At 66.1% G+C, this 26,360-nt stretch carries 20 protein-coding genes; 11 read left to right on the top strand and 9 right to left on the bottom strand.

Annotated elements, in window-relative coordinates; translation table 11 throughout:
* The first annotated feature begins 395 nt into the window (after positions 1-395).
* From F8O06_RS02345 to F8O06_RS02315, 7 genes are all read left to right on the top strand, one after another.
* Entirely contained in the window at positions 396-1,697 is a 1,302-nt protein-coding gene (locus F8O06_RS02345; protein ID WP_225733295.1) for a PhoH family protein, read from the top strand.
* A gap of 677 nt (positions 1,698-2,374) precedes the next feature.
* Positions 2,375-2,932 carry a hypothetical protein gene (locus tag F8O06_RS02340; RefSeq protein ID WP_158037265.1) on the top strand — a complete coding sequence of 186 codons (558 nt, stop codon included), beginning with the start codon at positions 2,375-2,377 and terminating at the stop codon, positions 2,930-2,932.
* Positions 2,933-3,295: 363 nt separating this feature from the next.
* Positions 3,296-4,372, top strand: a complete 1,077-nt coding sequence (ychF, locus tag F8O06_RS02335; RefSeq protein ID WP_158037264.1) for a redox-regulated ATPase YchF — start codon at positions 3,296-3,298, stop codon at positions 4,370-4,372.
* A 730-nt stretch (positions 4,373-5,102) separates the two neighbouring features.
* Positions 5,103-5,486, top strand: coding sequence for a DUF4177 domain-containing protein (locus F8O06_RS02330; protein ID WP_158037263.1), 384 nt, complete (start codon positions 5,103-5,105; stop codon positions 5,484-5,486).
* Positions 5,487-5,760: 274 nt separating this feature from the next.
* Positions 5,761-7,293 carry an aldehyde dehydrogenase family protein gene (locus F8O06_RS02325; RefSeq protein ID WP_158037262.1) on the top strand — a complete coding sequence of 511 codons (1,533 nt, stop codon included), beginning with the start codon at positions 5,761-5,763 and terminating at the stop codon, positions 7,291-7,293.
* 41 nt (positions 7,294-7,334) lie between these two features.
* A complete protein-coding gene (locus F8O06_RS02320; RefSeq protein WP_158037261.1) occupies positions 7,335-7,916 on the top strand; it encodes a GNAT family N-acetyltransferase in 582 nt (193 codons plus the stop codon).
* Between the two features lie 336 nt (positions 7,917-8,252).
* Entirely contained in the window at positions 8,253-13,412 is a 5,160-nt protein-coding gene (locus tag F8O06_RS02315; RefSeq protein WP_192496803.1) for an NAD-glutamate dehydrogenase, read from the top strand.
* A 15-nt stretch (positions 13,413-13,427) separates the two neighbouring features.
* On the opposite strand, the gene trhA is transcribed toward F8O06_RS02315, so the two are convergent.
* Positions 13,428-14,039 carry a PAQR family membrane homeostasis protein TrhA gene (gene trhA, locus F8O06_RS02310; RefSeq protein WP_158032164.1) on the bottom strand — a complete coding sequence of 204 codons (612 nt, stop codon included), beginning with the start codon at positions 14,037-14,039 and terminating at the stop codon, positions 13,428-13,430.
* A gap of 335 nt (positions 14,040-14,374) precedes the next feature.
* On the opposite strand from trhA, the gene F8O06_RS02305 reads away from it, so the two are divergent.
* The gene (locus F8O06_RS02305; RefSeq protein ID WP_158037259.1) at positions 14,375-15,151 is read left to right on the top strand and encodes an isoprenyl transferase; all 777 of its coding nucleotides are present in this window, start codon (positions 14,375-14,377) and stop codon (positions 15,149-15,151) included.
* A 480-nt stretch (positions 15,152-15,631) separates the two neighbouring features.
* On the opposite strand, the gene F8O06_RS02300 is transcribed toward F8O06_RS02305, so the two are convergent.
* Both F8O06_RS02300 and mca read right to left on the bottom strand, forming a co-directional pair.
* Positions 15,632-16,042: a hypothetical protein gene (locus F8O06_RS02300; protein WP_158032089.1), complete on the bottom strand. Its 411-nt coding sequence runs from the start codon at positions 16,040-16,042 to the stop codon at positions 15,632-15,634.
* Positions 16,043-16,104: 62 nt separating this feature from the next.
* The gene (gene mca / locus F8O06_RS02295) at positions 16,105-17,142 is read right to left on the bottom strand and encodes a mycothiol conjugate amidase Mca (RefSeq protein ID WP_225733337.1); all 1,038 of its coding nucleotides are present in this window, start codon (positions 17,140-17,142) and stop codon (positions 16,105-16,107) included.
* A gap of 218 nt (positions 17,143-17,360) precedes the next feature.
* Here mca and F8O06_RS02290 point away from each other — a divergent pair, with 218 nt between their 5' ends.
* The gene (locus F8O06_RS02290) at positions 17,361-17,762 is read left to right on the top strand and encodes a DUF4307 domain-containing protein (RefSeq protein ID WP_158037258.1); all 402 of its coding nucleotides are present in this window, start codon (positions 17,361-17,363) and stop codon (positions 17,760-17,762) included.
* 85 nt (positions 17,763-17,847) lie between these two features.
* Positions 17,848-18,336 (top strand): transcription elongation factor GreA, encoded by a 489-nt coding sequence (gene greA, locus F8O06_RS02285; RefSeq protein WP_158032091.1) that lies wholly within the window; start codon positions 17,848-17,850, stop codon positions 18,334-18,336.
* Positions 18,337-18,338: 2 nt separating this feature from the next.
* On the opposite strand, the gene ilvA is transcribed toward greA, so the two are convergent.
* From ilvA to F8O06_RS02260, 5 genes are all read right to left on the bottom strand, one after another.
* Positions 18,339-19,583: a threonine ammonia-lyase gene (gene ilvA, locus F8O06_RS02280; RefSeq protein WP_158037257.1), complete on the bottom strand. Its 1,245-nt coding sequence runs from the start codon at positions 19,581-19,583 to the stop codon at positions 18,339-18,341.
* Between the two features lie 177 nt (positions 19,584-19,760).
* Positions 19,761-21,074, bottom strand: coding sequence for an AI-2E family transporter (locus tag F8O06_RS02275; protein WP_158037256.1), 1,314 nt, complete (start codon positions 21,072-21,074; stop codon positions 19,761-19,763).
* 80 nt (positions 21,075-21,154) lie between these two features.
* Positions 21,155-21,718, bottom strand: a complete 564-nt coding sequence (locus F8O06_RS02270; RefSeq protein WP_158037255.1) for a nitroreductase family protein — start codon at positions 21,716-21,718, stop codon at positions 21,155-21,157.
* A gap of 42 nt (positions 21,719-21,760) precedes the next feature.
* A complete protein-coding gene (locus F8O06_RS02265; protein ID WP_225733336.1) occupies positions 21,761-22,672 on the bottom strand; it encodes a lytic transglycosylase domain-containing protein in 912 nt (303 codons plus the stop codon).
* A gap of 8 nt (positions 22,673-22,680) precedes the next feature.
* The gene (locus F8O06_RS02260) at positions 22,681-24,036 is read right to left on the bottom strand and encodes an enterochelin esterase domain-containing protein (protein ID WP_158037254.1); all 1,356 of its coding nucleotides are present in this window, start codon (positions 24,034-24,036) and stop codon (positions 22,681-22,683) included.
* A gap of 257 nt (positions 24,037-24,293) precedes the next feature.
* Here F8O06_RS02260 and F8O06_RS12540 point away from each other — a divergent pair, with 257 nt between their 5' ends.
* Positions 24,294-24,437: a pentapeptide repeat-containing protein gene (locus F8O06_RS12540; RefSeq protein ID WP_158037585.1), complete on the top strand. Its 144-nt coding sequence runs from the start codon at positions 24,294-24,296 to the stop codon at positions 24,435-24,437.
* A 214-nt stretch (positions 24,438-24,651) separates the two neighbouring features.
* Here the strand turns inward: F8O06_RS12540 and F8O06_RS02250 are convergent, their stop codons facing one another.
* Positions 24,652-26,064: an MFS transporter gene (locus F8O06_RS02250; protein ID WP_225733335.1), complete on the bottom strand. Its 1,413-nt coding sequence runs from the start codon at positions 26,062-26,064 to the stop codon at positions 24,652-24,654.
* Between the last annotated feature and the right edge of the window lie 296 nt (positions 26,065-26,360).

Genomic DNA, 26,360 nt, shown 5'->3' with positions numbered 1-26,360 from the left:
CGCAGCGACTCGACGCGATCACGAGCTCTGCAGCATCAGATGCAGGCAACATGGACGTCGCTCAGAGTTCACCAGAGCGTCATGCGGTCACACCCCGAATGAACCGGTCTCGCGGCCGTTCTGCTTGTAGGCTCAAGGCAACCGATCACCCGATCGGCGCGGGTAGGGCCTCCCCTCCCGAAAGGAAGGCAGCGGCCCCTCACGCATCAGTCGTCTGAGGAGTCAACGTGGCCACTACATCCCACCGCAGCGAGTCGACCAGCGCGACCGTCGAAGGCGGGCAGACCATCGCATCCGCACACCGCGTGCAGGCATCGAACCGGAATGCCGATCGTGCCGCCCACGGCAGAACGGACAACGCCCCCAGCGAGTTCGCCGCAGCCGATCACACAGAGCTGAATGGCACGGGGCAGCGCACGTACGTGATCGACACGTCGGTGCTGATCAGCGATCCCGACGCGATCTTCCGGTTCGCCGAGCACGAAGTGGTGATTCCGATCGTGGTCGTGACCGAGCTGGAGGGCAAACGGCACGACCCCGAGCTCGGATACTACGCGCGTCGGGCGCTGCGCAATCTCGACGATCTGCGCAGTGAACACGAACGCCTCGACTTTGCCGTGCCCATCGGCGACGAGGGCGGGTCGCTGCGCGTCGAGCTGAACCATTCCAGCATGGCAGCGCTGCCAAGCGGGTTTCAGAGCAGCGGGTCGACGAACGACTCGCGCATACTGGCGGTCGCACAGAATCTGTCGATCGAGGGCTGCGACGTCGTGGTGGTGTCGAAAGACATGCCGATGCGGGTGAAGGCGTCGGCGCTGGGTCTTGCAGCCGACGAGTATCGCGCCGAGCAGGTCGTCGACACGGGATGGACTGGACTCGCCGAGCTGCACATGACCGACGATCAGATGTCGGCGCTGTACAACGAGGATCGGGTCGATCTGGAAGGCACAGAGGGTCTGCCGGTGAACACGGGGCTGGTGCTGTCGTCGGCACGCGGTTCGGGTCTCGGGCGTCTGCTCGCCGACGGGCAGGTCAAAATGGTGTCAGGCGACCGCGACGTCTTCGGGCTGCACGGGCGCAGCGCGGAGCAGCGGCTGGCGATCGATCTGCTGCTCGACCCGAGCGTCGGCATCGTGTCGCTCGGCGGCCGGGCAGGTACTGGCAAGTCGGCGCTGGCGCTGTGCGCGGGGCTGGAGGCTGTGCTCGAGCGCGAGCAGCACCGTAAAGTGATGGTGTTTCGGCCGCTGTATGCGGTCGGCGGGCAGGAGCTCGGATACCTGCCGGGCGACCGCGACGAGAAGATGAACCCGTGGGGCCAGGCGGTGTTCGACACGCTCAGCGCCGTGGTGTCGCCGCAGGTGCTTGACGAGATCGTGGCGCGCGAGCTCGTCGAGGTGCTGCCGCTGACGCATATTCGCGGGCGGTCGCTGCACGACGCGTTCGTGATCGTGGACGAGGCGCAGTCGCTTGAGCGCAACGTGCTGCTGACAGTGCTCAGCCGCATCGGGCAGAACTCACGTGTGGTGCTGACGCACGACGTGAATCAGCGCGACAATCTGCGGGTCGGCCGGCACGACGGCATCACCTCGGTGGTCGAGAAGCTGAAGGGGCACCCGCTCTTCGGACATGTGACGCTGACGCGCAGCGAGCGCAGCGAGATCGCGGGCCTGGTGACCGAGGTGCTCGGGGATTTCTAGCCTGGCCCCGGGGAGCAGGTGCGTCAAGCAGGAGCAGGTGTGCCGTATAGGAGCACTCGTACGGTGAGAAGCGCTCCTCCTCAACACATCTGCTCCTGCTGGACCAAGCGACGTGGCCTCGACCCGTGTTCGACAGCAAGTGCCAGCATGGCCGGTCTCAGGGTCTGGTCTGGTGAGAGAGATTGATGCCGCGCTGATCGCATTTGTGCGGATGCCGGGTCACCAACGTCGCATCGGCGCCCGGAGAACTCGGTGCACTCGCACTCTGCACAACCTGCAGATGCCGCGTAGGCGTCCACATCAGACGTGCTCCCCAGCGCCTGCGTGCGAGATGGGGGCAATGTGGTTTCATGCAAGACCTACTCGCTCAGGTACCTACCGGCGTCGTCCAAGTACGCTGGCTCCTTCAACAGGGTGTTTCACGCGCAGACGTCGCGCGAGCACGACGACAGGGACTCCTTAGAACCATCCGCAGAGGTTGGGTGCAGACTGTTCCAGCGCCAGATCCTCACGTCCTCAGAGCCGTGTCCCTTGGCGGTCTTCTCAGCGGCCCGCACGCGCTGTCACGCTGGGGCGGTCGGATTCCTCCCGACGCCTACGGTCATGTTGTGCAGGTGAGTCACACGGCACCCGTCAGGCGCGAGTGCCTCCACACCCACTACGTACACCGCGCAGCCATGCCAGAAGCTCCATTTGGAATCGTTCCTTGGCAGCAGGCTCTCCAACACACACTGAAGCGGCTTGAGCTTGCAGATGCGGTTGCCGTCGTAGACGGACTCCTACACACCGCCCGCAACAGCAAGCTGCCTGCGAATTCGGCACTGAGAGAAGACCAGATTCGCGTGGAGCTTTCACGGACTCCGAACGGACGACAGGTGTTGGCCTTCAGCGATGCAGACTCCGAATCAATCATCGAGTCATTCCCGCGCGTCCGCCTGAGGATTCTCGGCTATGACGTCAAGATCCAGGTTCGGCTGCCGAGTCGTGAACGACTTGACCTGCTCATCGAAGGGGTCGTCTCGCTCGAAGCGGATGGCCGGGGCCATGCCGAACCAGGACGATATGTCCAAGATCACGCCAAGGCCGCGCGATCTGCTCAGCTTGGAATCATTCCGCTGCGGTTTACCTTTGCGCAGATCATCTATAACTGGGACCTGGTGCTCAGCAGCATCGAGACCCTGCTCGCGCGGTTCTGTCCTGAAAAGCTGAGACCAAGAGTTCCACCGACCGTTTGAGCGCACGACTGAGTTCTCGCGAGACGCGTCCCACTAGCCCGACGCCCTCACCGTCGTCCCAGCTCTGCCACAGGTATTCGTCCTTCTCCCCAGCTTTTGGTGTCGGCACTCGCCTTTGCAGCAAATTTGCGTTCCGAACAGGAGCAACGGAGCAACTCAGAGCAGTTGTGTCGAGCAGGAGCATTCAGCTCAAGTGGGAGCATCGCAGTCACGAAACTTGCTCCTGTGCGATGCATCTGCTCCTGCACGGCAGAGAGGCTGGACAAAGATGCTCCTGCACGGCTCAGGCGACCGGCCAGGTGCTCCTGCTGACAACGCAGCCAGCCCAACGCCTTCGCTCCACACCGGCTAGACTTGACCCTCGTGGCGCTGACAATCGGAATCGTGGGACTGCCCAACGTAGGCAAGTCGACCCTCTTCAATGCACTGACCAAGAACACCGTTCTCGCGGCGAACTACCCGTTCGCGACGATCGAGCCGAACGTGGGCGTGGTCAACCTGCCCGATAAGCGGCTCGACCGCCTCGCCGAGATCTTCCAGAGCGAGAAGCTCGTACCCGCGCCGGTGTCGTTCGTCGACATCGCCGGCATCGTCAAGGGCGCCAGCGAAGGTGAAGGGCTCGGCAACCAGTTCCTCGCCAACATCCGCGAAGCAGATGCGATCGCCCTCGTGAGCCGCGGCTTCAGCGACCCCGACGTCGTGCATGTCGACGGCAGCGTCGATGCGAAGCGCGACATCGAGACCATCCTCACCGAGCTCGTGCTCGCCGATCTCCAGACCCTCGAAAAGGCGATCACGCGCTACGAGAAAGAGGTCAAGGGCAAGAAGATCGACAAGTCGGTGCTCGACGCGGCACTTGCCGCGAAGGCACACCTCGACAAGGGTGAACCCCTCTCGACCGCCAGAGACATCGACCTCGACGAGATCAAAGAGCTCGGCCTGCTCACTTCGAAGCCCATCGTCTACGTGTTCAACGTCGACGAGGCCGTGCTCACCGATGACGCCAAGCGGGCCGAGCTCGAGGCAGTCGTCGCACCGGCCAAGGCCATCCTGCTCGACGCCCAGATGGAGAGCGAGCTCATCGACCTCTCCGCCGAAGAGGCAAACGAGCTGCTGGCCACGATCGGCCAGGACGAGAGCGGCCTCGACCAGCTCGCCCGCATCGGCTTCCAGGCGCTCGGCCTGCAGACCTATCTGACGGCTGGCCCGAAAGAGGCCCGAGCCTGGACGATCCACCAGGGCTGGACGGCCCCGCAGGCCGCCGGCGTGATCCACACCGACTTCGAAAAGGGCTTCATCAAGGCCGAGATCGTCTCGTTCGGCGACCTCGACGCTGCAGGTTCCATGCATGAGGCGAAGGCCGAGGGCAAGGTGCGCATGGAGGGCAAAGACTACGTGATGCAAGACGGCGACGTGGTCGAGTTCCGCTTCAACGTCTAGTCTGCCGACGCAACGGCGGATGCGCGACTCGGCTCCGCGTCATCGACATCAGTCCGCAGAGTGACGCAGTCTGTCTACCGTCCGCACCTGCTCTACCTGACGCACGGTCACGTACCGATGGCCGAGCACGTCAGAGTCGAACGCGAGTCCCACAGGATCATCGACGTAGACCTTCGCGTGGAACGACCATGCTGGGTCAGTCTCGCGGCGCGGCGAGAGCTTCCAGACAACCCGTGCTCGACCCCGTTCCCGATCCCGGCACCGTTGTCTGTGCCCAAGGCACTGGTGCCCAGCGCATCGGCCGCTGCCGGAGGCCCGGTCCCTGCGACTGCGACGAAGATCGACGACGTACACAGCGATGGCTGTACCGTCATCAAGACGCCGAGCGACCACAAGGGCGGTGTCTTCAGTACGGCGTATTCCGGTTGAGGTTTGGGACTCGAACACGGGACACGATGCTTTTCATGGCGTGCTAGAGCGTCCGCGTCTTCTAGGCTGATCCGAGAGTCGTCGGAAGACTTCTGGCGTCTTTCAGGGGTCTGGCGTGGCATGAGCTTCGGCACTCACAGTCGAAAGAAAGCCGTTTGCGAAGCGCCGAGTATCACCGCCTCGACATCGGGTCTACCGACTCGCATCGCGCAGAGCGTGACCGAGGCACGGCACGGCCCCAACACGCGACACGCGGCACAGAACACAGAACACAGAACACAGAACACAGAACAGGATCGACATGGCTGAGACACCGGCAGGCTGGTACGACGACGGCACGGGCAAGAACCGATGGTGGGATGGGTACCGTTGGGCTGAAGCCCTGCGTCCGGATGCACACGCGGACGCGCCAGCGCCCCACCACGAGATCGAGCCCTCAGCGGCGTCGCTGGTTCAGCCGACCCATGCCGCCACCCCGCCCAACTACGTAGTGTTGCAGGTCATTCTTCGCGAGAAGCTCTGGGGCACGGGCTCGGGCAACCTCACAGAGCTAGAAAAGGCGATCAACGCACAGGCGGCGAAAGGCTATCGGCTGCACACCATCACAACGGCGTCGTCTGGATCGAAAGGACTCGGTGGAGGTGACCGCATCCAGGCGACGATGGTCTTCGAACAGCTGTGCTGAAGCCTCGAACGCGGTCAGCTGAACGGTCGGCTCTGCCTGCCTCAGACAGGTCGAGTTTCCCGACCCAAGCAGGTCGAGATTCTGACCTCAAACCCATCGAGGTTCGGCGCGCCGCCCAACAGGTCGAATTTCGACTCCCTCAGCTGAGCGCATTTCGGCAGTCCCCTTTCCCAGCCAAGTGGACCGGGCTTCGGCACAGATCGGTCGCAGCGAATTCGTTGGTTCGGTTTCGAAACTGATTGGCTTCGTTTTACTACAGCGTTAGCCTCCGACCATGAGCACACCCACACCAGAATCCACATCACCCACAACGTCCACCACACCCGCACGCGCACCAGCACGTACCGCACCCGCACGCACGACGACCGCACGCACGCAGGCAGCAGTGCCAACAGCCACACCGGCAGACGTCACCACGGCAGTCGCAGCAGCACGCGCAGCATTCGAGTCAGGCTCCACCAAGTCTCTGGCCTCCCGCCGACGAAACGTCAGTGCCGTGCGCCGACTGCTCGAAGAGCACCGCAGCGAATTCGAAGCAGCGCTCTTCGCCGACCTGCACAAAGGCCGCCGCGAAGCCGGCATCACAGAGATCGACGTAACGATCGGAGAGGCCGCACACGCGCAGAAACACCTGCGCCGCTGGATGGCCCCGAAGTCGATCAGCGCCGGCCCCCTCATCTGGCCGGCATCAGCCAGGATCGTGCCAGAGCCCCTCGGGGTCGTCCTGGTGATTTCACCGTGGAACTACCCAGTGAACCTCACGCTCGACCCGCTCGTCGGGGTGCTCGCGGCCGGCAACAGCGCAGTGCTCGTGCCGAGCCCCGACGCGCCGCACACCGCCGAGACGGTTGCGCGGCTGATCCCCCAGTACTTCTCCGACGGCGCGGTGCACGTGCTGCTCGGCGCCGTCGACGTCGCCCAGAACGCGCTCAAAGAGCGCTTCGACCACATCGTCTTCACCGGCTCGGGTCGCGTCGGCAGAATCGTCATGGAGGCCGCTGCCCAGAACCTCACCCCGGTGACGCTCGAGCTCGGCGGCAAGTCGCCGGTCTGGGTCGACGACGACCGGCAGCTCAGGGCGGTGGCCCGCCGACTGGCCTGGGCGAAGTTCACCAACGCCGGCCAGACCTGCGTCGCGCCAGACTATGTGCTGACGACACCCGATCACGTGCAACCACTGGTCGCCGCCCTGCGCGAGGCGGTCGCCGACGTCTGGGGCGCAGACCCCGCCGCAGGCCGGGAATACGGGCGCATCGCCTCTGAGCGCCACTTCGATCGACTCGCCGCAATGCTCGAAGAGGGCAACGTCGAGTTCGGCGGGCGCACCGACCGTGACGATCTCTACATCGAGCCGACCGTTGTGACGTTCCCGAACCTCGACCAGACGGTGATCGGCGACGACGCCCCGTTCCAGCTGCTGCGCGAAGAGATCTTCGGCCCGATCCTGCCTATTCTGACCGTGTCCTCCAAAGCGGAGGCCGCCCGCGTCATCAACGCCTGGGACAAGCCCCTCGCGCTCTACGTCTTCGGCGACGCGGCCACACGCGCCTACTTCGCTCAGCACACCTCGTCCGGGGCTCAAGTGAACGGTGCGGCCATCGTGCACGCAGGCATCGGCGCACTGCCGTTCGGCGGTGTCGGCGCCAGCGGCATGGGCGCCTACCACGGAGTGCACTCGTTCCGCCGGTTCTCGCATCTGAAACCGGTGCTCACCAAACCGTTGCGTCCCGACACCCTCCGTCTGCTGAATCCGGGCACGAGCGAGCGCCTGCTCAACCTGGTCGGAAGGCTGCAGCGCCGTGGCTGAGCCGCCACGCGTCTGAAAGACGGGGTCGGTAGACTTCGGCTATGTCCGCCTTCGTGCAGTCCGCTGCGGCGCCTGCAGTGCGCATTCGGCCGTATTCTTCGGCGGATGCCGCCGCGACCCGTGAGGTCTTCTCGCGTGCCGTGAGAATCACCGCCGGTTCGCGCTACACCCCAGAGCAACGAACAGCCTGGGCGGCAGGCGGCGGCTCGGTGCACCGCTGGAATGCCTATCGCACGGCGCATCACACGCTGGTCGCGGTCGCAGCCGATTCCGGCGCTGATGACGAGAGCCAGAAGGGGCTCATGGCCGTCGCCGAACCCGGTCTGGCAGCCCCGAGCCCAGTCGAACATGTCGTCGGATACGTCGACTTTCGCGACTCAGGCTACGTCGACCACCTCTTCGTCGACCCCGACCATGGCAGGCAGGGCATCGCCACCCGGTTGCTGGCCGCGGCAATCGCGAGCGCCCGGGATCACGGCGCCGCCGAGCTCACCTCTCACGTGAGTCTGGTCGCGATTCCGGTCTTCGAACGGCAGGGGTTCGCCGTCGTGCACTATGAGCAGGTCATGCTGCGCGGGCAGCACTTCGACCGTGCTCTGATGCGCCTCGATCTCAAGGGCTGATCGGCTCGGACACCAGCCAGGCCGACACCGTGGGTCAGGCTTCGCATTCGCATTCGCATCCGCATCCGCTCCGTCGTCGCGCCCGCTCCTTCTGCACACATCCGCACGCACACAGATACTGCCGTCGCCAACATGCGCCGCGGCGCATACTCTCTCTGCACGACCGACGCAATGGCCATCTCGGCGATATACGAATCGCCGCCTGACGACCCGCGTCCGTGGCAATGGGTAGGGTGATGCATGACCGGAAGCACCGTGGCCTCCGCGTGCTCGCTGTGGCCCGGTGTCAGACTACTGAGTGATTCAGAACGATTCAGAGTGATCCAGGAGGAACACGTGAACGGCGAAGCCACGACGACCCCCACCCACTTCGACGAAGAGGCGCAGGGCACCGACACCGAAGCGCGCGACAGCGTGCTCGCCGAGGCTCGAAAGATCCTCACGCAGGGCACGTCTGACGCTCCGACGCTCGACGCCGTGAACGACCTCGCCGATCTGCTCTCCAGGTACACTCGTGCGCTCGGCGACCAGGATGTGACCTCGATCGGAGGCGCGCTGCTTGCCGAGGTCGTCCAAGACCATCTCGACCTCGCATCCACTCGCGCCCACGGTGAGTCGCTGGTGCGCTTCACCAGCCCGGCCGCTCCCGATTCAGACGGACAGCTCAGCGGCGCGCTGCTCATCGTGACGCCAGACAAGCCGTTCATCGTCGACTCTGTGCTCGCCGAGCTCGGCCGGCAGCACATCGATGTGCACGCGGTGGTGCACCCGACGTTCGTCGTCACGCGCGACTCCGACGGCCAGGTCGTGTCGGTGATCAGCCCGCCCACGGCCACCGCCCGCACCGAGTCTTTCGTGCTGCCGCAGCCTGGCCACGAAGTCACCGTCGAATCGTGGGTCTATGTCAGCACCGAGCTGATCGCGCACGACGACGTGCGGCAGGCCCTCGTTCAGGCGATCGAGAAGGTCATGGCCGATGTGACGCTGGTCAACGACGACTGGCCGCTCATGCGAGCGCAGGCTCAGCGCATCAGCGCCGAGCTGCGGGCCGCTCCCCCGCTCGGGCTCGAAGAGAGCTCCGCACAGGCCTCGCGATTCCTCGAGTGGCTCGACGACGACAACTTCACCTTCTTCGGCTATCAGGAGTACGACCTCGTCACCGTCGACGGCAACGACGCCCTGCAGCGGGTCACCGGGACCGGGCTCGGCCTCTTCCGCCCCCGCGACGGCGCCGCGACCCCGAAGTCGGTCACCGCGTCATCCGCCGCTGCGCCGAAGCCTCTGCTGCGCAAGAACCTCGAGAAGGCCCGCGAGCGCGATGTGCTCATCATCACCAAGGCCAACTCTCGGTCGACGGTGCACCGCGATGCATTCCTCGACTACATCGGCGTCAAGCGCTTCGACGCGTTCGGCCGGGTCGACGGCGAGCGCCGCTTTCTCGGCCTGTTCACGCTGACCAGCTACACGCAGTCGGTGCTGAGCATCCCGGTCGTCGCCGACAAGGTGCAGAACGTGCTCGAACGCAGCGGCTTTCGCACCGACAGCCACAACGGCCGCGATGTGCTCGCCCTGCTCGAGACATACCCCCGCGACGAGCTGTTCCAGGCCGACACAGACACGCTGCGACACAACGTGCTGATTCTGCGGCAGGTCGCCGAACGGCGGCGCAGCTGGGTGTTCCTTCGCACCGACCCCTATGAGCGGTTCGTGACGGCACTCGTCTATCTGCCTCGCGACGCGTTCAACACGCAGGTGCGTCTGGGCATCTCAGACCTGCTTCAGCAGACCTACCATGCTGCCTATGTCGAGCACGAGTCGCGTATGTCCGACTCGGCGCTGGCGCGACTCTACTTCGTCGCACGTCTGAAACCGGGCGAGCTGCTGCCCGACGCCGACATCGATGCTCTGCACGCGCGCATCATCGGGCTCACCCGCACCTGGCACGATCAGCTCGCCGAGCTGGTGGCGAGCCGGTCTGGTCAGATCGCCGCGGCGTCCGTCGCCCGGCAGCTGCGGCAGGCGTTCCCCGACAGCTATCGCGAGGCCTTCAAACCAGCTGAAGCGCTGGCAGATCTGCCACATCTGTACGCGGTCGCATCGCCCGAGTCGGCGCTGCCGGGCGCGCTGAGCACGGCGCCCGCAGCCGTGACGGCAAAGCCGGCGGATGCGTCGGCCGAGACCTCGCCGACCTCCATCTTCGAGGCCGAGGGCGTCGTTCGCACACCGGCGCCGAGCGCCATCGCGCATGCCGACCGGCTCTCCCTGCGGCTGTATCGAGACGATGACGGCGAAGCGCACGTGAAAGTCTTTCACGACGAGCCGATCGCGCTGTCAGAGGTGCTGCCGATCTTCACGAACCTCGGTGTCGAGGTCGTCAACGAACACCCATTCGTGGTGCAGACCGGCCCGGGCCACTCCCCGGTCTACGTGCACGACTACGGGGTGCGCGCGGCTGACACTCTTGACAGCCTCGCGGCCGACTTCGTCGAGGCGTTCGCGGCGGCCTGGCTGGGCTGGGTCGAGTCCGACCCGCTCGACCGCCTGGTCACCACCACTCGTGCGACCTGGCGTGAGGTCAGCGTACTGCGCGCCTACGTGCGCTACCTACGACAGATCGGGCTCGCGTACTCGACGACGTTCATCGCCAGAACCCTCGTCGACCACGCCGACATCACACTGGCTCTCGTCGAGCTGTTCGAGCAGTCGTTCGACCCGGCCGTCGGCGGCACGATCGACGAGCGCCGCGAACACGTGCTCGCCATCCAGACCGACATCGAACAGGCGCTGACGAAGATCACCAGCCTCGACATCGACACGGTGCTGCGCCGGCTCACCGAAGCGGTGATCGCCACGGTGCGCACCAGCGCGTATCAGTTCGCCGCCGACGGATCACCCAAGCCGCAGATCACTTTCAAGATCGAGCCGCGGCGCATCAGCGGCGTGCCTCAGCCGGTGCCGCTCTTCGAGCTCTGGGTCTACTCCCCCGAGGTCGAGGGCGTGCACCTGCGTTTCGGCCAGGTCGCCCGCGGCGGTCTGCGCTGGTCAGATCGGCGCGAAGACTTTCGCACCGAGGTGCTCGGCCTGGTCAAGGCGCAGGTCGTCAAGAACGCGGTCATCGTGCCTACGGGGGCCAAGGGCGGCTTCTACCCGAAGCGTCTGCCCGACCCGAGCGTCGACCGCGGCGCGTGGATGTCAGCTGGCCAAGACGCCTACCGACTGTTCATCAGCGGCATGCTCGACGTCACCGACAACCGCGACCTGGCGGCAGGCACGGTCACGCATCCAGAAGCCGTGGTCGCGTACGATCCCGACGACCCGTATCTGGTCGTCGCCGCAGACAAAGGCACCGCCCGCTTCTCAGACACCGCGAACGAGATCGCCGTCGCCTACGGGTTCTGGCTGCAGGACGCCTTCGCGTCAGGCGGCTCGCACGGCTACGACCACAAAACCATGGGCATCACCGCCCGCGGAGCCTGGACCTCGGTCGAACGGCACTTCCGCGAGCTCGGCGTCGACGTGGCGACCGACCCGTTCACTGCAGTCGGCATCGGAGACATGTCTGGCGACGTGTTCGGCAACGGGCTGCTGCGCAGCCACAGCATCCGTCTTGTCGCAGCGTTCGACCACCGCGACATCTTCCTCGACCCGCAGCCTGACGCCGAGGCGGCCTGGACCGAGCGTCTGCGGCTCTTCGAGAAGCCCGGCTCGTCGTGGGCCGACTACAGCCCCGAACTGATCAGTGAGGGCGGCGGCGTCTACTCGCGGGCGTCGAAGGCGGTGCCGATCTCCCCTGAGGTCGCAGCGGCGCTGGGGCTCGACCGCGACGGCGAGGCCCCGGCCACGCTCACGCCGAACGAGCTGATCAAGGCGGTGCTGACCGCGCCGACCGATCTGCTCTACAACGGCGGCATCGGCACATATGTCAAAGCCAGCCGCGAATCAGACGCAGAGATCGGCGACCGGGCCAACGACGCGATCCGCGTCGACGGGCGCGACCTGCGCGTGCGAGTGGTCGGCGAAGGCGGCAACCTGGGGTTCAGTCAGGCCGGGCGCGTCGAGGCAGCCGAGCATGGCATCCGGCTGAACACCGACGCCATCGACAACTCGGCCGGCGTCGACACGTCAGACCGCGAGGTGAACCTCAAGATTCTGCTCGCGTCGCCGCAGGCAGACGGCCATGTGCTCACCTTCGACGAGCGCAACGAGCTGCTCTCGTCGATGACCGACGAAGTCGCGCAGCTGGTGCTCACCGACAACTACCGGCAGAACCGCGCACTCGGCCTCGAGCGCGATCGTGGTGAGCTGATGCCCTCGTACCAGCGGCTGGTCGCTGCCTGGGAGGCCAGCGGTGTGCTCGATCGCGCCCTCGAATACCTGCCAGAAGACAGCGAGTTCGATCGACGCATCGCCGCCGGTGAGGGGCTCACCTCGCCTGAGCTCGCGATCGTGCTCTCGTACGCCAAGATCACGCTGAAGCATGCGATTCTCGAGTCGAGCGTGCCTGACGAACCGTGGACGGACCAGCTGCTGCGCGAGTACTTTCCGCCCGAGGTGGTCACCCGCTACGGCGAGGCGCTCGAACGGCATCCGCTGGCGCGCGAGATCAAGGCCACGACTCTGGCCAACGACATCGTCGACCACGGTGGCGTGCAGTTCGTGTTCAGCGTGATCGAAGAGACCAGCGACGACCCGGCGCAGGTGGTGCGGGCGTGGGCGGTCATTCGTGAGGCGTTCGAGGTCGACACCGTCTTCGGCGACATCGCGGCCACCGACAACGCCGTCTCGACCGAAACGCAGGACGGCATGCTGATCCGCTTCAAACGGGCACTCGGCCGCGGCGTTCGGCTGCTGCTCGAAACGCACAGCGAGCGACTCGACGTGCCGCAGCTGCGCGAGCGATACGTGCGGCCGCTGGCCCGGCTGCGCAGCGAGCTGCCGGCTCTGCATCACGGTGAGCACGAGCAACGCACCGAGGCCGGCCTGGTCGATGCCGGGGTGCCGGCCGCCGTCGCCGAGCGCAGCGCATTCGCTCTCGAAGAGGTGCATCTCATCGGTGTGGTCGACCTGGTCGACGAGGCGCAGGCTTCGCCCTCGGCGGCGGATGCCACAGGCGGGTCCGACGCGTCGGACGCGGCACTCGAACACGCGGCAGCAGTCGAGTTCCTGGCGTTGCGCCGGTACCACCTCGAGCAGCTGCTGCAGCTGGTCAGCCGTCTGCCACGACACGACCTGTGGCAGACGCTCGCACGCTCGTCGCTGCGCCAAGACGTCTACGGGGTGCTGCGCCAGATCACGGGCAGCGCTCTGCAGACGGTCGAGGCGTCGCAGCACGGCGACCAGCGTGACACCGCCTCAGCTCGGCTCGATGCATGGGAGGCGCAGCATGCCGGCACCATCGACCGTGTGCGGGCGCTGGCGAACCGACTCTCCGAGGCTCCCACCGGAGACGCCTCGCCGCTCGTGGTGGCGCTGCGGCTGCTGCGCACCGTGCTGTGAACCGAGGGGCCGTGGTCACACCGTCACAAGGTAGATCGCCACGGCGTGGCAGGCGAAGGCCAGCACCGTGAACGAGTGGAACACCTCGTGGAACCCGAACACCTTCGGAAACGGATTCGGCTTCTTCAGCGCATAGACCACGGCCCCAATGCTGTACAGCAGACCGCCCACGATCACGAGGATCATCGTCGCCGGGTTCGCCCGGTAGAACGCCGGCACGTACATGACGGCGCCCCAGCCCAGAAGCAGGTAGATCACCACATAGAGCCAGCGGGGCGCGCCGATCCAGAACACCCTGAAGAGGATGCCGGCGAGCGCCGCGCTCCAGACGATCAGCAGCAGCGTTCTCGCCTGCGTCGGCGGCAGCGTCATCGTTGCGAGCGGCGTGTACGTACCTGCGATCAGCAGCAGGATGTTCGAGTGGTCGATGCGTTTGAGCACCAGCTTCACTCGCGGCCCCCAGTTGAAGATGTGATAGACCGCCGAATTGCCGAAGAGCATGATCGACGAGGCCATGTAGACGGCGCAGGCCAGCTTCGGCCACAGGCCATGCGCCAAGGTGATCAGCACGATGCCGCTGGCCAGCGCCAACGGAAAGCTCACTGCATGCAGCCACCCGCGCAGCATGGGTTTGTCGCCACGGATCTCGCGGGTGACCTCGGTGATCGGCAGGTGCGGCAGTCGAGGTTCCTCGGCCTGAACGGCACGCTCGACCTCCTGCTCAGTGCCGTTGACGGCAGCGCACTCAGCCGGCCGTGCACCGTCAGGCTCTGCTCGATTCAGGCTCTCGGCATCCGCCGCAGACCCCTCAGCCGCGGCCCTCGCACCCGACGCACCCTGCGCGTTCCCCGCATCAGCCCCCACACCCTGCCCCCGTGTCTGGTCGCTCATGGGCCACAGTTTACTCGCGAGCGGATCAGCGGCCAGCCCGCGACCGCCTGCAATTGGGTATCGTTGGGGGAGTGTCCAGTACCGCACATCGCACCCCTCTGCTGTATCGCATCTACGAGCGTCGTCTCGAGAAGCAGCTGAGGCCGCAGACTCCTCCGCAGCATGTGGCGGTGATTCTGGACGGCAACCGTCGCTGGGCGCAGAAGCAGAACTCCCAGGCGGCGACCGGGCATCGCGCCGGAGCCGCCGTGATCCGAGAGTTCCTCGGGTGGTGTGACGGGCTCGGCATCGGCATCGTGACGCTGTATCTGCTGTCGACCGACAATCTCAGCCACCGCGGAACCGACGAGCTCACCCAGCTGATACAGATCATCATCGATCTCACCGACGAGATCTCGCGCTGCAGCGACTGGCGCATTCATCATGTGGGCAGCATCGACGATCTGCCGCGTGAGCTGGTCGAGGCGCTGCAGTCGGCCGAGGCGCGCACCGCCGACGCCACCGGCATGCAGGTGAATCTCGCGGTCGGCTACGGCGGTCGCCGTGAGATTGTGGATGCGGTGCGCCTGGCCGCCCGTGACTGGGAAGATCAGGGGCGGTCGCTGGCGCAGTTCGCCGCGAAGGTCAGCGAGAGCGAGATCGCGAGCCATCTCTACACGGGCAGCCAGCCCGACCCCGACCTGATTCTGCGCACCTCTGGAGAGCAGCGGCTGAGTGACTTTCTGCTCTGGCAGGCGGCACACAGCGAGTTCTACTTCGCTGACGTGCTGTGGCCCGATTTTCGCCGGGTCGACTTCTTGCGCGCGCTGCGGGCGTATGCCCTGCGGCAGCGACGCTTCGGCAGCTGATCGGTCGCTCTGGCCGGCGGCCTGGTTGGCCGGAGGGTCGGATGGCGCCTAGGCTGCCCCGACGGTCAGAATGGTCGGAACAGTAGGAATGGCCGTACGGCGGGATAGCCGGGACGGCGCGATAGCCGGTACTCTGGCACATCCATCCGCCTCAAATGACGCCCCAGTGACGCCCCACAGCATCCAGACATGGAACTTGGCATGCCTCGATCACGCTGACAGACATTTGGGACGGCTCGATGAGTCTGGCCAACACCTGGGACGGGCGGATGCAGCAGGACAGGAATCAGCTGGAGCGAACGCGGCCGAACAACGGGGAGCAGTCGGAGGCTTAGCCGCAGCACAATAGCAACAGCCGGGCCTTCAGCGGGCAGAGCAGCGACGAAGACCCGCCACCGCTGCAACAGCCTCGCACCTGCCGACCGCGCCGCCCAGTCCTGAGCACCACAACCGCCCACGCCAAAGCCAGGTCAGACGCCCCTAGCCGCGGTTCCTGCGCTTGGCCTCGCGGCGGGCAGCACGAGCCTCGAACTTGGCGTCGCGCTCGGCGATCTGCCGCTTCTTACGCTCGAACGGATCAACCGGCTCATCGTCTTCGTCGAGTCCTTCGGGGAACTCCTCTTCGACCACGCCGTACTTCTCTGCCAGCTCGACTCGAGCCTCGCGCCGGTAGCGCATGCGTCGCAGTCGCCGAACCAGGTCGAAGACCAGAAGAGCCACGAGTATGGCGATGACGAAGATCGCGAAGAATGCGCCCGGACCGGCGCCGATCTGCTGCTGATCCTGCTGAGGCTGGTCAGTCGGCGACGGCGAGGGGCTGGTCTCTGTCTCGGCACTCCAAGCGTCAGCGATCGGCAGAGCCGAAGTCACGGTTTCAGGCAGCACAGTCATGGTCTCTAGTCTCTCACGGTTGGGGCACGATCAATCTGTCACGCTGCAGCGCCTCAAGCGCCTCAAGCGCCTGCAGCACCATCGACTCCGGCAGCGGCATCGCTCGTCGCACCAGAACCAGAACCAGCACCAGCACCAGCACCAGCACCCACGACGCCATCACCATCATCCACGACACCGGCAAAGAGGTCGTGCTCGGGAATCGCGGTCGGCACCCGCGAGTCGACCAGCTGGTAATCCTCGTGGGGCCACACCCGTCGCTGAAGGTCGTTGGGCAGAAAGAAGAACGGGCTGTCTGGCGCGACCTGACTCTCATGCGAGCGCAGCGCCGCATCGCGCGTCTCGAAGCACTCCCCGCACTCCACCTGGGTCGTGACCTTGAGCGGCCGTTCCCGAAACAGCTCCGCGACCTCGCCGACCCGAGCGGCGGCCGCAGCCCGCTCGTCAGCCTCAGCGGTTCGCTCGACGGCGCCATCGCCTCCCTCGCAGCCGTTCGAGCTGCTGCTGCAGGTCTCGCTGATGTCAGCGGCCATCGCCGCGTGCACCGCCTGAAAGCGCTGGTAGTTCTGGATGCGGTCGTAGTACAGCTTCTGCACCTGCCACGCCGGCCCGAGATCCGGGTGCACGGTAGCATCGGCAGCCGCGCGCAGCGCGTGCACGCTCACCTCATGGCAGCGAATGTGGTCGGGGTGCGGGTAGCCGCCGTTCTCGTCGTAGGTGATGAGCACGTGGGGGCGGATGCGACGGATCGCCCGAATGAGCGGCTGCACGGTGAGCTCGATGGGCAGAGATGCGAATGAGAGCGGCGGCACCGTCTCGCCGGGGTCAGGCAGACCGCTGTCACGGTAGCCGAGCCAGATGTGGTCGACACCGAGGATGTCGCGGGCAGCCGCCATCTCGGTGTGGCGCAGACCGGCGATGTCACGTTGGGCCCACGCAATGCGACGCAGGTCCGGGTTGAGTACCGAGCCGCTCTCACCGCCGGTGCAGCTGACCACCGTGACACTGGCTCCGGCCTGCACATAGTGTGCGAATGTGGCTGCCCCTTTACTCGACTCGTCGTCGGGATGCGCGTGCACGGCCATCAGGCGAAGTGTCACTGGCGGGCCTCCTCAGCTGCGTTCGCGCACTGGGCGGGGCGTGCGCGTCCGTCGCCGGATGCATCGTCACTCGCGTGCGCAGACTCAAGTGTAATCAGAGTGGTCGGCTGCGATCGTTCCCGACGTGTCTGACCAGCATCGCTCCCGACGTGTCTGACTCGCACTGACACAGATAGACTCAAGCGGAGTGACTGTCGAGACAAGGTGAGGGTCAGAGCATGAGTGCAGGCAACAGTGCGATGCTGCAGGAGCGCTACGGCCGGGCTCCCCGTCGGCTGAGTCGCCGCGGCTGGATCTGGCTCGGCTCGGCGCTCATCGTGCTCTCGATCATTGCGCTCGCCTGGTTCTCTGCATCGCAGCCGATGGCCTCGGTGCAGGCTAAGACGACGACGTCGGCGATCGACGATCACGGCAATGCGAACGTGCGGTTCACGCTCAACGTCGCCCCAGGCACCACGACGCGCTGTGCGGTCGACGCCCGCGGCGAAGGCCAGAGTCAGGTCGGGTGGAAGTACGTCGACGTGCCGGCAGCTGACGCACAGAGCCGCACCATCGAGGTCACCGTGAAGACCGTGCAGCCGGCCATGGCCGGTTCGGTCGACAGCTGCTGGATCGTCTGACCCGCCGTTCGCAGCCTGCACGAGCGGCCACTCCTTGTCAGAGGGTGGGGGTACAATTGGCCTTTAGTCATCTGAGGAGAGTGCAATGGCTGATCAGCAAGAGGGAACCTGGCTGACGCAGGAGGCATACGACCGCCTGCACGAAGAGCTCGACCATCTGCGCGGCCCCTGGCGCCGCGACATCGCGAAGCGCATCGAAGAGGCGCGCGAAGAGGGCGACCTTCGAGAGAACGGCGGCTATCATGCTGCCAAAGACGAGCAGGGCAAGTTCGAGGGGCGCATTCGCGAACTCGAGGCGCTGCTGCACAACGCGCAGGTCGGCACCGTCGAGGTAGAAGACGGCCGCGCCGCGCGTGGAACCGTCGTCACAGCCAACGTCGCCGGTCGCGAGCTGCGCTTTCTGCTCGGCAACCGTGAGATCGCCAGCGGCGACATCAAGGTCTTCAGCGAAGCGAGCCCCCTGGGCGGCGCTGTTGTGAATCACAAGGCCGGCGAGACCGTCTCGTACGAGGCCCCCAACGGCAAGACCATGCAGGTCGAGATCGTCTCGGTCGAGACCTACTCAGGCGAGTAGGCTCACCGCACGATCTGCGGGTCGTACCCGATCTCGCGCAGACTGTTGAGCACCTGCTGCAGGTGCTCCTCACCCTTCGTCTCGACCGAAATCTGCAGTTCGACCGCACCGATGTCGAAGCCCTTGCCGTGCCGCGTGTGCAGCACTTCGACCACGTTCGCATCCTGGCCGGCCACATGCTCCGAGATGATCTGCAGCTGCCCCGGCCGGTCAGGCAGCATCACTGAGATGGTGGCGTAGCGCGACAGCTCGACCAGACCGTACTGGATGATCTGCTGCAGCAACAGCGGGTCGATGTTGCCGCCTGATGCGATCGCAACGGTCGTTCCGGCGCTGTGCACCTTGCCCGCGAGAATCGCCGCGGGGGCAGCCGCACCTGCCGGTTCGACGACGAGCTTCGCGCGTTCGAGCATCAGCACGATGGCCCGCGCGATCTCTTCATCGCGCACCGTCACGATCTCGTCGACGAGATCGCGGATGATCTCGAAGTTCAATGTTCCCGGACGCCCGACCGCGATGCCGTCAGCGATGCTCGGATGTACCGGTACGGTCACGGGGTGCCCCGCGTCGAGCGAGGGCAGATACGAGCTGGCGCGGTCTGACTGCACCCCCACCACACGGATGCGATGGCCGAGCAGCTGCGCCTTCTGCTTCACCGCTGCGGCGACGCCCGAGATGAGGCCTCCCCCGCCGATCGGCACGACGACGGTCTCGACGTCGGGCTGCTGGTCGAGAATCTCGAGCCCGATCGTTCCGGCGCCGGCGATCACTCTCGGGTCGTCGTACGGCGGGATGAACGTGGCACCGGTCTCGGCGCTGAACGCCTTGGCCGCGGCCAGGGTGCGGTCGAAGATGTCGCCTTCGAGCACCACTTCGGCTCCGTAGCGCCGGGTGGCCTGCAGCTTGGGCAGCGCCACGCCGATCGGCATGAAGATCGTCGCTTTAATGCCCAGCTCACGAGCCGCCATCGCGACGCCCTGCGCGTGGTTGCCCGCCGAAGCCGCGACGACTCCGTGGGCACGCTCTTCGTCCGTCAGCGAGAGCAGCTTGGTGTACGCTCCGCGCACTTTGTAGGCTCCGGTGCGCTGCAGGTTCTCGCATTTGATGAACACCTCGTGACCGAGCTCGGCCCCCAAAGCCTTCGACCGCTCGATCGGAGTGATCTTGGCGATCTGCGAGACGTTGGCGCGTGCTCGTTCAATCTCTTGCAGCGAAGGTGCCGCGGCGAGTCCTGTTGGTGTGGTCATGTGAAGTTCTTCTGCTTTCGTGCGATTTCACCGGTCACACGCGGCACCGTGTGCAGATGGTCTGAACCATGCATGCAATGCTGCGACGTTCCCAGAATACCGGCCGGTCGGTTCGTAGGCAGGCGCAGCAGCCGACTGCGTCTGCAAGGAGGCTTGGTGCGGGCTGGCGCAGGGCGCTCAGCCCTTAGTAATTCTCGGCCCGTCGCCGTTCTCGTCTTCCGGCCCGTCTTCGTTTGAGGTGCCCGCATCGTGGGCGTCTGCAGCGACGGATGCCCCATCGCTGAGCCCGTTGGCTACAGCCGCTGCGACCACGGCTGCGTCTTTCTTCGCCGCATGCGGACCGGTGAACGACGACCTGCCAGAGTTGTCATCGATGGTCAGCTGCACGCCTTGGGCGAAGAGATCGGTCTCCCAGTCACGGTCGCCGAAGTAGTTGACGATGCGGTTCGTCACCGCGACGAAGGGAACCGCGAAGAGCGCACCAGGAATGCCGGCGAGCATCGTGCCGATCGCCACAGAGAGCACCACGCCGAGCGGGTGTACCTTGACCGCATTGCCCATGATCAGCGGCTGCATCACGTGGCTCTCGAGCTGCTGCACCGCGATGACGACAGCGAGCATGATGAACGCGATGATCCATCCCTTGTAGACCAAGGCCACGACGCAGACCAGAATGCCTGAGACGATCGCGCCGACGAAGGGCACGAACGATCCCATGAACACCAGAATCGACAGTGGCACCACCATGGGCAGACCAAGGATCGCGGCACCGATGCCGATGCCGACCGCGTCGCAGGCGGCCACCAGAATCTGCACGCGCACATAGCTCGACAGCGTGCGCCAGCCCGCGTGGCCGGCACCGGAGACCGCCGCGCGCACTCGCGTCGGCACCAGGCGCATGGCCCAGAAGAAGATGGTTCGCCCGTCGGCGAGAAAGAAGATCAGCGAGAAGAGCACAAGCAGCACACCGGTGGCGATGTGCCCGGCCGTGGTGCCCACCGAGAGTGCGCCGCTGACGATCGCGTGGCTGTCCTGCTGCGCCGAATGCCACAGCCCGCCGAGGTAGTTGTTGATGTCGTCTTCGGTGATGTGCAGCGGCGAGTCGAGCAGAAAGGTCTTGAGTTCGCGGTAGGCGTTCTCTGAGTGCTCTATCAGCCCGTTCAGGCCGCGGCTGAGCTGGGTGGCGATCGTCCAGAACAGCCCGGCGACGATGGCCAGAAAGCCGAGTTCGACCAGTGCCACCGCAAGCCAGAGATGCATGCCGTGCCGGCGCAGCCAGAGCACGAGCGGGCGCAGCAGCGAGGCGAAGAGCACGGCGACCACCACGGGGATCACCACGAGTCTGATCTGCACGACCGTCCAGACGATCAGTGCGACAGCAGCCACGATGATGATCACCCGCCAGCTCCAGCCGGCGGCGATGCGCACGCCCAAGGGCACGAACTCGCTCTCGCGATCCGACGACCGGTCTCGACCTGAGTCTGCTGACATGCTCAGTATTCTAGTCGTGCGCGCAGACACCACCGTGCCACACGCGACCCTTCACAGCGCAGTGACATGCCACGCGGCCGTCAGCCGCGCAGCGAGGTGAGCGAGGCATCCGACAGCGAACGTCTGCGGGCGGCCTTGGGACGATCGGTCATCTCACCGACATAGAGCCAGCCCAGCAGCTGTTCGTGCTCGCCCAAGCCATGGAACTCACGCACGGCGGCCTCTTCGACGACGCGTCCGGTGCGCCAGAAAGAACCCCACCCTTCGGCCTGCAGCAGCAGCTGCAGCCCGTGCACGACCTCGACGGCCACCGCGAGCTGCTCCCACTGCGGCACCTTGTAGTACTTGTCAGCGCGGTAGCTGCCGACCACCGCGATCAGCAGGGGCGCACGCAGCGGCTTCGTGCTCGGATGCTTGTCACCGTGAGCCTCGCTCATCGCAGCACCCAGCCGGGAGCGCTCGTCGCCACGCAGCGTGATCATGCGCCACGGACGCAGCCCGGAGTGATCGGCAGCATTGCCTGCCGATTTCAGATACTGGCGCAGCTGCTTGTCGCTGGGTGCCCGCTCGCCCACGCGTGGCTGCGATGCCCGCGCGCGCAGAGTCTTTGCCAGCCGCTTGCCGTCTTTGGTTCGAAAGCTCATGCTCTCAGCCTAGCGGCGCCAAGAGTGCCTGCACGCTCCGCCTCACTTCGCGCGGGCGTAGCGGTTCGCTGCGTCGGCCACGAGGTTGTTGTACTCGACGCCGCGGTTGTACCCGTCGATCGCCGCGATCCAGCCAGAGCCGCTGCTGAGGTCGTAGCCGTCGGCGCAGAGATACGCCGCAGCGGTCAGAGACGCGTCGTCGATGTTCTGTGGGTCGGCGACACCGTCACCACTGCCGTCGACGCCGTGCTGCTTCCACGTCTGCGGAATGAACTGCATCGGCCCCACCGCCCGATCGTGCGCGGCGTCGCCGTCGAGCGTGCCGCCGTCGGTGTCGGCGATGGCCGCGACGCCTGAGCCATCGAGTGCGACGCCCACGATGGTGGGTGCGGCGACACCATCCGGGCCGATCGAGCCGCCGTCGAGGGTGCCGTGGTGGCTTTCGACCTGGCCGATCGCGGCGATCGTGTTCCACCCCAGCCGACACGACGGGTACTGCTGCTTTGCCCGAATCGTCGCCCCGGCATATGCCCGCATCGCCCGTTCTGGAATGCCGGTCTTGGTCGCGATGCGCTGGGCCCAGGCCGCATCGGCGAGCTGTGAGATGCCTCCAACACGCAATGGGGATGCCCCGCTCGTTGCCGCTTCGTCCGCTGCGGCGTCGGCGCCGTGTTCCGATGCGTCGAGGTCTGTGGAAGCTGCCTCATTCTGCGACTGCGCCTGTGCCTCGGTCGCGCCGCCGGTCGACACCATGCCTGTGGCTGCCGCGCCGATCACGAGCCCGAGGGCGACGACTCCTGCCACGCCTGCGGTCACTGCGCCGCCGAGCAGCGCGCGCTCTCCGCGCGAGAGCAGTCCGATGCGCTGCCTCAGGCCGCCGCTGCGCTCACGGTTGCGCCTCGCGCGACGCGTCTCGACCACGGCATCCTTCTCCACAGCGCTTCTCTCCCCCATTGCGGTCATCAGCGGCGAACATGCACCGGGTCGTCGCCGAACTGATGCTCGATCGCGGTGGCCAGCGTGCGACGCCACCATGCGTAATCGTGGCCTCCGTTCATTTCGGTGAGCGTGACGTCCACACCCGCTTCGCTCAGCTGAGCCGCCAGCGCGCGCGTCGGTTCGAGCAGCACCCACTCCTGCAGGCCGACCTGCAGGTCGATGCGCGCACCCACCGGCGGCCGGGCGGCGGCCTCGAGCGCGACATCCGGCTGCCACAGCGCGGCAGACTGGCTGATCGCGCCGCCGAACACGTCAGGACGCCGCACCACGGCAGCGATCGCTGCGAGACCGCCGAGGCTCTGGCCGGCGACGACGGTGCGATGCGGGTCCCAGCTCAGAGCCGCACCCCAGTGCTCGACCACCCACGGGCGCAGGCGATCTGCGAGCCAGTCGACGATGCCACCGTGCTCGTCGAGCTCGTCCCAGCGGCGTTCGCGGTCGGCGCTGTCGACGAAGACGGCCAGCAGCGGAGGGATCACTCCCTCGGCGATCATGTTGTCGAGGATGGTCGGCAGCGGTTGCACGCCCGCCCAGACGTCGCCGTCGAGCACGATGAGCAGGGGCAGCTGCTGGCCCGCGAGCATCGCCTGAGCGCCGGCGTCGGCGAGCGCCTGATGTGTGCGGCCAGGCTTCGCCACTTCGAGCGCGCTGGGCTCGTAGACCCAGAGGCGACGGCCGTCCGGGCCGACATGCTCGGCCAGCGTGCCCTCGGGAACGTCGTCGCGAGGTGCCCGCCATTCATCGGACGGCGCGTGCCGCAGCGCCACGACCGACATGCGCACCCCGGCCCGGTTCGTGATCTGGCGCAGGTTGCGCGGGTCGGGCAGCCCGTGGTCGAGCACCTCGCGGATGCCGCGCTGATCGAGCCCCTGCCACGGAACCGGTGCCCCCGGCAGGGCGATCTGGTAGCTGTACGAGGCAATCCAGTCGCGTCGCATGAGATAGCTGAGGTGCCACAGGTCGGTACCGGGGATGCGATGCATCAGCGACCGGTCGAGGTCGGTCTCGTCGGTGATGCGGTTGATGAAGAGCAGCACCTGCTCGGCCGCGGCGTCATGCAGAACGAAAGTGACGATGCGGTGATCGGGGTCGTCTGGAGCGTCGGGATGCTCGGGAGTGGCGGGCAGGTGCTCGAACACCGGGCTCGCCGGGTGCTCGGCCCGAAACTCGTCGGCGAGTGTCTGCGGCGTGCGTATGCCGTCAGGATGCTGGAGCAGGTCAGCGATGCGGGCTTCGAGCCCGGCGATCAACGGGCTGGTGGTCAGCGGTGCCGGTTCTGGGCGGCGGGTCTTCGGCGGATGCCGCCTGGCCGGGCTCATCTTCGGCTCCCCTGTTGGTTCGGCGACGCTCTTCACTGCGCATTCACCCGTTGTTTGCTCACCCGCTCATTCTGGCACGGTGGTCGGGCTCTGGCCATGCGCAGATGCACCTCGCAGTGTGCAACCGCATGCAACCGGACTCGACCGCACCGGCGCCGACCGCACTCGATCATCCCTGTCCGGACAGAAGCCACGCATGACCCTGCTCAACCGCACACGGCGGCACTCGGCCAGACGGCTTTGTCGGAGCAGGGTTCATCGGAACAAGGTTCATCGGAGCAAAATTCATCGGAGCAAAATTCATCGGAGCAAGATTCATCGGGTGCTCGGCTGGCCGTACGGGTACCTCGCGTCTTGCAGCGGCTCGAAGCCGTACCACGGCATCCAACCGCCACAAATGAGCCATTACGACACCCAAACATGGCACTTGGCATGCTTCGATCCCGTGGCACGTCATTTCCCATGTCTCGATCAGAACGACCGGGAGGCTCCACCCGACGCCGAAAGCACAGAACCTGCGACCATCACTCGCCCACGCCCGCACGTTCTACACACTCGAGCGCGGCTCAACAGGTTCTACACACTCGACAGCGGCGAACACAGCCCGCCTCCATCTCACACCCCCGGCTGCGCCTTCGGCGGCCGCACCATGAAGAAAGAAACCACGAACGCTGCAGCCATGCACAGCCCCGCGATCAAGAAGACCTCGCTGTACGCGCCGGTCATCGCATCCGGCATCGACGCCGCAGGGCCGGCAGCCGCCAGCGAACGCGCCGCCACCAGCGAGAACACCGACAGGCCGATCGAACCGCCGATCTGCAGCGACGAGTTCACGAGCGCCGAGGCCGCGCCAGCGTCCCTGTTCGCCACGCCCGTCAGCGCGAGGTTCTGCAGCGGAATGAAGATGAACGCATTCCCGACGCCAAGCAGGATCAGCGCAGGCATCACGTGCGTCCAGTAGCTGCCGTCGGGCGAGATGCTCACCGACAGCAGAATCAGCCCGGCCGCCCCGAGCAGCGGGCCGAGCAGCATGAACATGCGCGCCCCGGTGCGTTCGATGAGCCTGGTCAGAATCGGTGTGCTGATCAATGTGGATGCCGTCATCGCCCCAGCCGCGAGCCCGGTCAGCAGCGGGGTCAGGTGCATGACGTTCTGCAGGTACAGGGTGAGAAACAGCGTCGCGCCGATCAACACGGTCCCCATCAGAGCCTGGACCAGGAACGACCCTGCTCGTGTGCCGTCGAGCACGATGCGCAGTGGCATCAGCGGGTTCTTGACCTTCATCTCAACCAGCACGAAGACGACCAGCAGCACCACGCCCGCGACCAGCAGCCCGATGGTCGAGGGCTTCGTCCAGCTGTCTTCGGCGAGCGTGAACCCGAACACGAGCGCGCCGAATCCGAGCGAGACGAGAATCGCGCCCCAGATGTCGTAGCTGTGATCGCCGTCGGCGCGGCTCTCCCCGACCAGCAGCAGTCCGCCGACGACGCCGACGACTGCGAAGATCAGGTTGACGAGCAGGCACCAGCGCCACGAGGCGAACTCAGTGAGGATGCCGCCGAGCAGCAGACCGACCGCCGCACCACTGCCGGCGACGGCCCCGAAGACGGCGAATGCGATCTGCCGGTCACGACCTGCGGTGAACGTCGTGGTGAGCAGCGCGAGCGCCGCCGGAGCGAGCAGCGCCGCGAAGAGTCCCTGCAGCCCGCGTGCGACCAGCAGCTCGGTGCCGTTCTGCGCGAGGCCGCCGATGGCCGACGCGATGCCGAACCCGATCATGCCGGCGACGAACGAGCGTTTGCGCCCCCAGTAGTCGGCGACGCGGCCACCGAGCAGCAGCAGCGATCCGAATACAAGGGCGTAGACCGTGACGACCCACTGCCGCTGCACATCGGTGAGGCCGAGGTCGGCCTGGGCGTGCGGCAGTGCGATGTTCACGATCGTGCCGTCGAGCACGACCATCAGCTGGGTCATCGCGATCACGATGAGCGGCAGCCAGCGGCCGCCTTTCTTCAGCAGAACCGGCATGCGGATGCTCCTCCATCAGGTTTCGAGGCCCGCTCAGAGCAAAGCCGCTCGATCGGGTTCGGGCGCGACGCGCACTCTGCACCCGGCCCCTGCGCCCAGCACGGGGCGCCGTGCAGGTGCTGCACTCGCTCGGCGCACACAGGGGCTCGAGACGCTCGACAACTGCAGAGCCCGAGCGTTGCGCACGCGCGTGAACACATCGTTCGAAGCGGACTCTGCGCACAGTCGCAGGTCACTTGGGCTGAACTGGAGGTTTCCAGCCTCGGACCATCCCGGCATACGACGCTCAGCGGCAG

The organism is Pseudoclavibacter sp. CFCC 14310 (genome assembly GCF_008831165.1).
Classification (GTDB): Bacteria; Actinomycetota; Actinomycetes; order Actinomycetales; family Microbacteriaceae; genus Pseudoclavibacter_A.
Note: the sequence above shows the minus strand (reverse complement) of the source record. Positions and strands in the feature narration are given on the sequence as shown.